The sequence below is a fragment of the Neobacillus fumarioli NBRC 102428 genome (genome assembly GCF_001591485.1).
Taxonomy (GTDB): domain Bacteria; phylum Bacillota; class Bacilli; order Bacillales; family Cytobacillaceae; genus Neobacillus; species Neobacillus fumarioli.
Genome location: NZ_BCUZ01000140.1, coordinates 1 through 6,704, shown reverse-complemented (window position 1 = coordinate 6,704; position 6,704 = coordinate 1). Strand labels below are relative to the sequence as shown.

The following is a 6,704-nucleotide window of genomic DNA, read 5'->3' as shown; positions in this document are numbered from 1 at the left end:
CCCCGTTAACTTCTTTCAACTGCACCAAATAATGGCCCCAATCCTCCAGCTAAGAAGTATCCTTCATCCCCCATAAACTAGCTCCCCGGCCTTGAATTAGAAAAATCATCTACAAAACCACCTTTCATATTATTTATATATTCCCTACATTAAGCGGTACGCGGAAATTTGTTTATCTTTGTTCTGTTCATAAAGCTTCTCAACCATTTCCTGCTGCCTGGCTTCCTCCAGGCTTACCATTCGCCTTTTAATTGTGATTGTTAAAAAGAAAATATTCAGCGTTATAATGATCACCACCTTTCACGGAAAAACTTGAATTACCATAAGTGATAAATGAAAACCGTTCGATTTTTATAATGTTCATCACTCTTCTCAACCATCTCCTAGAAAAAGCAGAATCCTTTGTGGTCAGGATATTTTTCTTAAATCGTAATCGTAGAAAAGAAATTCAGTATCATCTTGATCACCTCCGGCAGCATTTTTAATGTATGCAGCTTAATTCTATTTGGCGAGTAAAAAGGGCATAAAAAAGCCGCAAGAAGATTAGAACTCCCTTGCGGTTTTTTGAGCACAAAAATACCGCAAGGCAGCATTCTCCCTGCGGCATGGAAAGGTAAATAGACTAAAACCTACTAGACCCGTTCCAATCTGGTCGAATGCATGATATATAAATATAAAGTTTTACTACCAGCAATTCTGGACTGAACGCAAGCAATCAAATTCATCATTTCATTCGACCTCCTTTGGAATCATTTACTCGATACGGTAATTATATCCACAATCACAAACTTTGTAAACCATTTTAAGGTATTTTTTTGAAAATAAGGTTACTTTCGCATTATGAAAAGGCAAAATTATGCTAACGCTTGAGTTAAATCGGCAATCAGGTCTTCAACATCCTCAATTCCTACAGAAATACGAATCAACCCATCGGTGATTCCCAGTTCTCTCCTGCGTTCGGCTGGAATCGAGGCATGTGTCATCCTAGCTGGCACGGAGATTAAGCTTTCGACTGCTCCAAGACTTTCCGCTAAAGTAAAGTATTTGACCTTGCTTAACAAGCGATCAGCATTTTCGGAAGTGCCTACATCAAAGGAAATCATTCCTCCAAAGCCCCTTGCCTGTTTTTTTGCAATTTCATGGCCAGGATGGGTTTCAAGCCCGGGGTAGTATACTTTCTTCACTTTTGGATGGGATTGTAAAAAGGCTGCAATTGCCTTTGTGTTGGCTTCTGTCTCTTCCATACGGATCCCTAATGTTCTAATCCCTCTAATCAAAAGCCAGGAATCCTGCGGTCCTAACACCCCTCCGGTAGAATTTTGCACAAAATGTAAATCCCTTGCAAGCTGTTCACTGCCCACAACTACAAGTCCTGCCACAACATCACTGTGACCGCCGATATATTTCGTGGCACTGTGAAGAACAATATCGGCGCCAAGTTCAAGAGGATTTTGCCAATATGGCGTAGAAAAGGTATTATCAACGATAGTTAACAAATTATTTTCTTTTGCTAAGACTGCTGCTGCTTCGATATCCGTTACCTTTAACAATGGGTTTGTCGGCGTTTCAATATAAATCGCTTTTGTATTTGCCTTGATTTCGCGTTTTACATTTTCCAAATCACTTGTATCGACAAATGTAAATTCCATGCCCATTCGGTTTAATACTTTTGTCACAACCCGAAAAGTTCCACCATAGACATCATCTGTCAAAATAATATGATCGCCGCTGTTAAACAACATCATAACTGCCGTAATGGCTGCCATTCCGGAACCAAACGCAAAGCCGGCAGTGCCGCCCTCAAGATCTTTAATCAACTCTTCAAGAGCATGTCTTGTAGGATTTCCGGTTCTAGAATATTCATAGCCTTTGTGGCCGCCAACACCTTCCTGCTTATAGGTGCTTACTTGATAGATCGGATACACAACAGCTCCAGTTGCCGGGTCCTCACTAATACCACCATGGATCATTCTTGTTTTCCGTTTCATTTAAATGCCTCCTTCAAAAATCTTCTTGCTTAAGTACCGTTCACTGCCGTCAGGAAAAATAACAACAATATTGGTATCCGGCTTGGCCGTTTGCGCTTCTTTTAAAGCGGCAAAGAATGCGGCACCGGATGAACTTCCAACCAGCAGCCCTTCTTTTCGAGCCAGCTCCTTGACCAATCGAAAGGCATCATCATCTGATACAGTATAAATTGCATCAAAGTATTCCGGTTCCATGAACGAAGGCAAAAATTCCATCCCAATGCCCTCTGTTCTATGAGGCCCCGGCTTACCGCCATTTAAAATCGAACCTTCTGGCTCAACAATGACTGTTTTTATTGCCTTATTCTTTTCCTTTAAAAACTGAGCTGTGCCCATAAATGTACCGCCTGAACCAGCACCCGCTATAAAAATATCAATTCTTTCGTCCAGTTGTTCCCAAATTTCCGGGCCAAGTGTTTTATAATACGTTGCAGGATTGGCAGGGTTGGCAAATTGTTGCGGACAATACGAGCCTGGTATCTCCTGAACCAGCTCTTGTGCCTTTGCAATTGCCCCTTTCATGCCCTTTTCCGTTGGGGTATTGATAATTTTCGCTCCTAAGGCCTTCATAATTGCCTGCTTTTCCATGCTGAATTTTTCCGGAACAACTAAAATAACCTGTACCCCTTTATTTAAAGCTGCTAATGCAAGTCCAATGCCGGTATTGCCGGCTGTTGGTTCAATTACCGTTCCCCCTGCACGGAGCTTTCCACTGGAAAAAGCTTCATTTAACAGCTCAATTCCAAGACGATCTTTTATGCTTCCGCCGGGATTCATGAATTCAAGTTTCGCAAACAGGCGAACACCTTCAGGCAAAGAAAACTGTGTAATTTCAACCAAAGGTGTATGTCCAATTAATTCATGGACGCATCTTTTAACCTTCATCTTCCCACCTCAGACTCTTTTAACGCCGACACCATTTTCATCACTAAAGTGGCGGAATTTGTTGCCGCCTTATCAATAAATTGTTCAAAGGAAATTTCCGATTGTTTGCCGGCAATGTCGGACAATGAGCGAATAATTACAAACGGCACGCCAAATTGATAAGCCACTTGAGCAATTGCGGCTGCCTCCATTTCTACAGCCTGCAGGTTTTCAAATTTCGAGCGGACAAACTCTACCCGTTCCGCGTTTTCCATGAAAGAATCACCCGTTGCAATTAATCCCCTGACAATTCGAAAATCTTCCAAGCCTTTTGCCTCTTGTTCCGCAATTAAGATTAATTTTCCATCCGCCTTAAAAGCTGCAGGCAGTTGGGGAACCTGGCCATATTCGTAGCCAAATGCAGTTACATCTACATCGTGGTGGCGGACTTCAGTAGAGATGACAGCGTCACCGACATTTAGCTCTGGATTCAAGCCGCCTGCCGATCCTGTATTAATAATGCAGTCCGGTTTGTATTTTTCCAAGAGAATTGTAGTAGACATGGCTGCATTTACTTTGCCAATTCCAGAACGGAGCAAAATCACCTCGGCTCCGTCCATGTTTCCAAAGGTAAATTCGCAACCTCCGACCGTTTCCTGCTTTTGATTCTTGATATGATCTCTTAGTAATGTGACTTCTTCTTCCATTGCACCAATAATAGCTATTTTCATCTCTTACCCTCTCTCCTGTTGTGTTACACTCTCCATTAACCAGACAAACTTGTTTTCAAAAAATATTTGTTGTATCATATTCAGTTCTAATCGTCTGTTGCCAGGTTATGAAAGTCTTCATTTGCTTAACGATATATTACTATAATCTTCCTCAGATTGGAACATCGTATCCGCGAACACTATTTTACCATCAAGCGAAAGAAACTTGCCATCGTTAGCAAAAAGATTTTCTTTGCATACAAGAGAAGCTCCCGTTAAAATGGAGTTGTTGAAAGGAGGAGTTCCATTGAATTTTCAATTAGATCTAATTGAAGATAAGGTTGAGTTTTTTGAGGCAAACGATTTAAAAACCCTGCAAAAGAAGATTGAAACACAGATAGAAGTGAACAAAGCGATCATGTTAGGTGTACATTCCGTTTCCCACCAAATGCATGTAGCTGAAAATGGTCAAACCTATTTTACAGCTGTTGTTCATTTTAAAAAGAAATAGGATGGTGCCCGCTAAAGCGAACCCATCCTTACATGTTATTTCTGTAATCGTGCCAATTCCTCTACTTTTGTCGGCATCCACCCTTGGCCATCAACCCACTTAATATAAACCCGGTATTTTTGCTGCTTGTCTTTCGAATAAACGGTCCCAATTGATGCATTTGGCTGCGAGCGATCTCGTCCAAGCCAATAAACCGTCATATTGCTCGGATCTAGGCCAGTTGCATAGGAAATCGCATTGAGCATTTCCTGCCAATCAACCGAATTTGAATCATAAGAAGTTGTATGTTCACCCGTCTGTGAAGTGCCAATTGGCTTCCAAGCTGGATTAATCGTGCTTTTAATGACATTTGGAGAGCTGCCGCCGTCCGTTACTACAGCCTGGGATTGGTCGGGCTGATTTGACTTTGCTGAATCCGTCTGTCCGGAGTTTTCTCCGCTTTGGCCATTTCCTTGGGCTGCATCCCCACTGGAATTTGCCTCTCCCTTTTTAGCTGCATCTTCCGAATTCTTCTCCTTATGTGATGATTGCTTCTGTTCGGTTTTCGGTGTTTCCTTTTTTGGAGCTGATGCATTGTCATTTCCAGATGCAAAAATTTTGTATCCGACAAAAATAATTAATAATAAGACAATGACAATTAAACTATTTAAGACAAGATTTGTTTTTTTACGCTTTTTACGATAGCCCGAGCGTGAATTTTGCTCGATATCATGGTTCAAATTAATCACTCCTCCTATTTTCGTAGGCTGTAAATATTCTATCATGTTTTATGGTTAACTTTAAAGAATTTATATTTTAGTAAAAAACCGCAAGCTTTTGACTTGCGGTTTTTACCAACTGGAAGTTATTGATTCTCATAAAGCCATTTGACCAAATCGGCAAAGAGAGAATTAACGCCGCCTTCATTGTCCGACACATCCAAATTCACAACAGCCAGCGCGTATTTCGGGTGACGATAGGGGAAATAGCCAGCAAACCATTTATTATGGAGCTGTTTGCCGTTTGAATATTTTCCAGTTTCTGCTGTTCCTGATTTTCCGGCTACTTCGTATGGCAGACTTTTATACCATCTGCCTGTCCCATCCGGATGTAAGACAACGCTGCGAAGCAATTTTTGCAATTTCATCGCAGTATAGGGGGATATCGTATCTCCCGGAAGTTTCTTCTCGGGAAAGCTAAGCATCGTTGCTCCATTTTTATACTCAATTTCCGAAACTGCCCGGACCATTTCTTTTTTGCCTCCGCGGGCTATGGTTGCCATCATATTGGCAACGGCAAGCGGTGTTGCCCGAACTTCATTCTGCCCAATTCCAGACATTGCAATGAGATTAGCATCACGTCTTGCCACATTAGATACAAATACCCTTCCCGTGTCTTCATTTACAAATTGTTTAAACCTGCTTATATGATACACATTCCCCTGCCAGCCTGATTGGCCGGTCAGCGATAATTTTGCCGCGTAATCCTCTAATGTATGAGGATCGATTTTTTGCAATTCCTTCGCCAATTCTCCAAAGGTACGATTGCAGCTCTTGGCAAAGCTGTCACTGAAATTGAGCATGCCATAGTTATAGTGGTATTCCCGTTTGCCATTAATTTTTTTACCGCAATCAAACAGCCTGGCCGGATCGTCGAGACTATGGTCAATCGCGGCTGCCGCCGTAACAGTCTTAAATACGGAACCGAGAATTTGCTCCTTCAGCATAAGATTGGTGACACCAGCACTGCTGTACGGAGCTTTTTTGTTGATGGCGGGACGTGACACCATCGCAAGAACACTGTTATCCTCAATATTTAGAAGAACAAGTCCTCCTTTTTTAATTCCATATAGATCAGCCAATGTTTCTGCCTTTTGCTGAATCGATTTATCAATGGTCGTACGAATATTGACAGGAAAAAACAGATTGGCCGGATCGACATATTTAACATTGCTTCCAAATAACGGTGCGCCATTTCCATCAACATGAAAAACCAGTTTGGATTGTCCATCAGGAATCAGGAATTCATCAAAACTTTCCTCAAGCCCGGATACTCCAATTAAGTTTGTTTCGGAAAGTTTTTTATCCGGGTAGCGCCTTTGTAATTCGTTAACATTTTCTCCTGTTAGTCCTATCAGCTGTTCTGCAAGTGTACGGACTTGCTCAAACTTTTTTTCAACCGCAAAAACACCGGGAATGTTCAAATCATTAATCTGTTTTTTCTGGGCCGAGGTCAATTCTACCGGTTCCGGATCCCCGTAGACAAACGCACTTTTAGCTTTTTTAACTGCTTGTTTTAATGAAACCTCCGGAATACCTGTTATCTCGGAAACCTTTGCTACTTCCCAATGATACTGTTTTAAAAAAGGGAAAAGAACAAGCACATTTATTTTCTTATTATTCAATAACTCGCCATTTCGGTCGAGAAAATTCCCCCTGCCATTGTCAATCACTAATTCCTGGGTCCGTTGCTTAACACTTTCCTCTATTAAGTTTACGTGATGCTTCGAAAAAGTTTCTGTATCCAATAATTGAATTTGCATTAACCTGAATAATAGGAGGGCAAAACAGCTAATACAAAATACCAGCCAGCCAATCATCCGCCTCCGCAGCA

General features: G+C 41.5%; 7 protein-coding genes. 1 reads left to right on the top strand and 6 read right to left on the bottom strand.

Annotated elements, in window-relative coordinates:
- Positions 1–144: 144 nt before the first annotated feature.
- From BFU02S_RS17555 to mtnN, 4 genes are all read right to left on the bottom strand, one after another.
- Positions 145–294 carry a YrzI family small protein gene (locus BFU02S_RS17555; protein ID WP_268872910.1) on the bottom strand — a complete coding sequence of 50 codons (150 nt, stop codon included), beginning with the start codon at positions 292–294 and terminating at the stop codon, positions 145–147.
- 560 nt (positions 295–854) lie between these two features.
- On the bottom strand, positions 855–1,988 hold the full coding sequence (locus BFU02S_RS14010; protein WP_066371852.1) for a bifunctional cystathionine gamma-lyase/homocysteine desulfhydrase: 1,134 nt from the start codon (positions 1,986–1,988) through the stop codon (positions 855–857).
- A complete protein-coding gene (gene cysK / locus BFU02S_RS14005; protein ID WP_066371849.1) occupies positions 1,989–2,912 on the bottom strand; it encodes a cysteine synthase A in 924 nt (307 codons plus the stop codon).
- Positions 2,909–3,622, bottom strand: coding sequence for a 5'-methylthioadenosine/S-adenosylhomocysteine nucleosidase (gene mtnN, locus BFU02S_RS14000; RefSeq protein ID WP_066371847.1), 714 nt, complete (start codon positions 3,620–3,622; stop codon positions 2,909–2,911). Before mtnN ends, cysK begins: the two co-directional genes overlap by 4 nt.
- Before the next feature lie 286 nt (positions 3,623–3,908).
- Here mtnN and BFU02S_RS13995 point away from each other — a divergent pair, with 286 nt between their 5' ends.
- Positions 3,909–4,112 (top strand): YrzA family protein, encoded by a 204-nt coding sequence (locus BFU02S_RS13995; RefSeq protein ID WP_066371844.1) that lies wholly within the window; start codon positions 3,909–3,911, stop codon positions 4,110–4,112.
- A gap of 35 nt (positions 4,113–4,147) precedes the next feature.
- Here BFU02S_RS13995 and BFU02S_RS13990 read toward each other — a convergent pair whose 3' ends face one another.
- Both BFU02S_RS13990 and BFU02S_RS13985 read right to left on the bottom strand, forming a co-directional pair.
- The gene (locus BFU02S_RS13990) at positions 4,148–4,831 is read right to left on the bottom strand and encodes a YrrS family protein (RefSeq protein WP_439951015.1); all 684 of its coding nucleotides are present in this window, start codon (positions 4,829–4,831) and stop codon (positions 4,148–4,150) included.
- A gap of 125 nt (positions 4,832–4,956) precedes the next feature.
- Positions 4,957–6,702, bottom strand: a complete 1,746-nt coding sequence (locus BFU02S_RS13985) for a peptidoglycan D,D-transpeptidase FtsI family protein (protein WP_369690706.1) — start codon at positions 6,700–6,702, stop codon at positions 4,957–4,959.
- Positions 6,703–6,704 lie beyond the last annotated feature (2 nt).

Excerpts from the sequence above, each read along its gene's own strand:
- mtnN (WP_066371847.1), bottom strand. The coding sequence starts at position 3,622 with ATGAAAATAGCTATTATTGGTGCAATGGAAGAAGAAGTCACATTACTA.
- BFU02S_RS14010 (WP_066371852.1), bottom strand. The coding sequence starts at position 1,988 with ATGAAACGGAAAACAAGAATGATCCATGGTGGTATTAGTGAGGACCCG.
- cysK (WP_066371849.1), bottom strand. The coding sequence starts at position 2,912 with ATGAAGGTTAAAAGATGCGTCCATGAATTAATTGGACATACACCTTTG.